This is a genomic window from Vreelandella hamiltonii, assembly GCF_014651775.1.
GTDB lineage: Bacteria > Pseudomonadota > Gammaproteobacteria > Pseudomonadales > Halomonadaceae > Vreelandella > Vreelandella hamiltonii.
The window spans coordinates 1-3,053 of record NZ_BMXN01000050.1 but is presented as its reverse complement, the minus strand read 5'-3'; the positions used below and the strand labels follow the sequence as shown (position 1 = coordinate 3,053).

At 59.7% G+C, this 3,053-nt stretch carries 4 protein-coding genes; all 4 read right to left on the bottom strand.

The annotated features are described in order from the left end of the window. Positions 1-351, bottom strand: a 351-nt coding sequence (locus IE091_RS18255; protein ID WP_189464318.1) for a hypothetical protein, incomplete at its 3' end; no start/stop codon positions are given. Continuing rightward, entirely contained in the window at positions 352-1,227 is an 876-nt protein-coding gene (locus IE091_RS18250; protein WP_189464317.1) for a hypothetical protein, read from the bottom strand. 2 nt (positions 1,228-1,229) lie between these two features. Next, positions 1,230-2,663, bottom strand: a complete 1,434-nt coding sequence (locus IE091_RS18245; protein ID WP_189464316.1) for a hypothetical protein — start codon at positions 2,661-2,663, stop codon at positions 1,230-1,232. Beyond that, complete coding sequence (locus IE091_RS18240) at positions 2,660-2,866, bottom strand: hypothetical protein (protein ID WP_189464315.1); 207 nt, start codon at positions 2,864-2,866, stop codon at positions 2,660-2,662. The genes IE091_RS18245 and IE091_RS18240 overlap by 4 nt, the downstream gene beginning before the upstream one ends. Positions 2,867-3,053: the final 187 nt, after the last annotated feature.

Here is a 3,053-nt window from a genome sequence, read left to right as displayed (position 1 = left end):
GGCTACCGTAACGAGGCCAACTTCATCGCCATGATCTACCTGATTGGCAGCCCGGTGGGCCGCCTGTTCGATCAGGCCAAATCCACATGAAGTGACGAAGAACCCTTTGTACGCCTCAGCTACGGCCTCCACATACGCTTTCGCATCTTCCGCACGATTAGCATTCGCCGCCGCTGCGTCGATTTTTGCAGCGTATTGAGCGGTGTAACCTGCCATCGCGAGTCCGTTTTTGAATAGCGGGACCAGGCGGGTGATATAACCCAGCCCATCCAGCCCAGTATCTGGATCAGCATCATCGGTGTAGGTCTTACCGTCGCCGCCTAACGCGGTCGGGAACGTTACGCTCGCCATTTATAGGATCTCCAGTAGTGACATCGCGTGCTCATAGTTCGCGTGATACGGGTGCGTGATGCCGTTGAGTTCGGTTTGCTGGGCAATCATTGCCCGTGCAAAATTCGTGGGTGACGGCCTTGGTGACCAGAGGTAGAGGATCTCGCCGACGATGTCTTGCGTGCGTTGTAGCCGGTGCAGACGCAGAAACGCTTCATCTTCTGTGAGGTTTGATAGCTGAAATTGCACGGTGCGCTTCGGCGTGACGCGTCGGGCGTAGCCGGTGCGTTTGGGGTCGCCCGCGCGTGTGATTTGAGTGCCGCTGTCATAGCCATGGCTGACGTTCCAGTCGAGGTTCTTGATGGGCTGCCATACGTCGGCGGGCATGACGCGGCCCAGCATGATGGCTCCATCCGGGTTCGATGTATCGAGCAGCTCGACGTGCAGGCTGGTGCCCAGCAGGCGCTCTTCAAACAGCACCGGCGTCAGTGGCGTGTACTTGCTTCGGTCATCCTCTGAGAGGCGACGGTTCCAGAAATTATCGTTTCCCCAGATCACATCATCTAACCCGTAAAGCACTGGCCAGACGTCGCGCCAGCCTGTGTCGTCGATCAGATCGGTTTGGCCTGCGTCGCGGTACACGCGCACCCGTATGGTCGCTGTAGCGCTGAGATTGTGGGCATAAATTGCCAACACTTGCAGCCGTTCGCGCTTAGGTAGCGTGATCGAAAACTGAGTGGCCGCTGGGTCTAACGAAGTGGTTTTAGCGACGACTGAGGTACGGTCGTCTTGCACGTGCGTTAGCGGCAGGGTGCTGACCCAGCTACCGCCACTCACTACGGCGTCATCGATGTAGTTGGGCCAGCACAGCGCTATTTTGTTGGGATCAAGTGCCATGGTTAGCCCCAGAGGTTCAGTGAGAGTTCGTTGGTTTGAGCGTTGAGCCGGTAGCCTGTTACGCGCATCGCTCGCCCTGTGCCGTAGCCCTGGCGCGGGGTGATGAGGGTGAGGTTGCCGCCTACGGTCGGGAGTAGTGCCTCTATGGCTTCCACGGTCACGGTGTCGCGGCGGACGCCCAATAGGGCCAGTACGCGGGCGGCCACTGCCTCGCTTTGGCTGTAGCTGGCAAGCACGCTATCGATCGTGAGTTCACCGGCGAGCGGGTGACGTTCGCGCACCGCTTCATCTGTTGCGACCACACGGCGGGTTTGGCGGGCAAGGCGGGCTCTTCGAGCTTCGGAGACGTTGCTTTGCAGGTCCGGCTGTACGGTTTCGATGCGGTCGCAGTCGATGTTCACGCACCAAACTGGCAGGCCGCCAGGGCCTGCGCCGGTGGCGCTTCGGCTGACGGTTTGAATGGCGTAGTCTCGAATTGCAACGTCCGTAGGCTCGGGCTCCTCCCACTCGCCTAAACGCAGCACTTGATTCGCTTGTACGGCCAGCCAGCCGCCAATGCTCTCTGCAATACGGTCGAGCAACTCAAGAGTGTTCGTTTGGGACGTGATGTAGAAGCGCACCGCGCCGTAGGCGTTCAGCGCGGTGACATCGCTTGCATGTAAGGTGTAGCCGCGTGCGGTGGCCAGCGCTTGAGCAACGGCCCCGGCACGCGGATCTGCTTGCGTGGCATCGACCGTTAGCGTGCCCGTGGCGTTATCGCCAAGCCGTACATACCCTTGAAAAGCCCGGAAGGTGCCTTCAACCGGTGCAGTGCTTTGCAGCTGCGCTAGGCTTGTGTAAGCACCGCCGTTGTCGAGTGCGACGCCTCTGTCGTAAACCGCTTGAATCGTGCAGTCGGCGAGTGACGATACCTGGTAGATCAACAGTGCGGTGTTGATGAGCACCGGCTGGGCGTTGCGTACCTCACCAAATACCAGCGGCTTGGGTTCGCCTGCGATGTCGTCCTGGGTGCCTTCCAGTCCATTGGGCAGTACGTTATCGCCTGCATAGGTCTCCATCGGATGCGGTGAACGCAGCGGCTCCAACGGATCGCGCAGTACCACTGACACCTCGTCATCTGAAAACGCCAGGCGTGCCACCGTACCGATGACTTGCGGCACGCCGTCGAGAGCGAGCACCATTTCACGGCCATCGACGGCGTAGCCTGCGAGGTAGTCCAGGCCACCATCTACATTGATCAGCGTCGTCTCGCCGTAGCCGCTTCGGCTTTGCTGGAGCAGCTGGCCAGCGTACAGGCCCGCTTCATACAAGCCCGGCTGCATAATGCGCGGGTCGTAGAAGTTGTCTTCCGCATCCATAAAGCGGCCCAATGAAAACCGGAGCGTTTGCGGCTGGTTCTCTTCGTCGCGGGCTTGAATTGTCAGCGTCCAGGTCATCGTTTCGCCGCCTCCAAGCGTTTCTCATCTTCCAGCTTTTTCAGCATGCGGTTGCCGCGCTCAGTGGCGGCGATCTGCTGCGTGGCGGCGGCTCCACGCTGGTTGTTGGCAGCGGCCAGGTGCTTGTTGCTTTCGCCCTGCAAGCGAGCGTTATCGCGGCGTAGCTCTGCGACTTCGCGTTTGAGATCGCGTAGGGTTTCCACGATGTCGCTGTTGCCCAGCAGTGGGTAGTTGGGGAGTGGAGCGGCACGCGGTGTTGGTGTTGAACCTACCGCCTGCCCACTGTTAAGGAACCGCTGATCAATTCGTCTCTGAGCGGCTAAAGCACTCTGGGCGGCATATTCACCGCGTCAACGGTCACTTTCTGGCCACGGAAGGTGGCCTTTTTAC

Excerpts from the sequence above, each read along its gene's own strand:
- IE091_RS18250 (WP_189464317.1), bottom strand. The coding sequence starts at position 1,227 with ATGGCACTTGATCCCAACAAAATAGCGCTGTGCTGGCCCAACTACATC.
- IE091_RS18245 (WP_189464316.1), bottom strand. The coding sequence starts at position 2,663 with ATGACCTGGACGCTGACAATTCAAGCCCGCGACGAAGAGAACCAGCCG.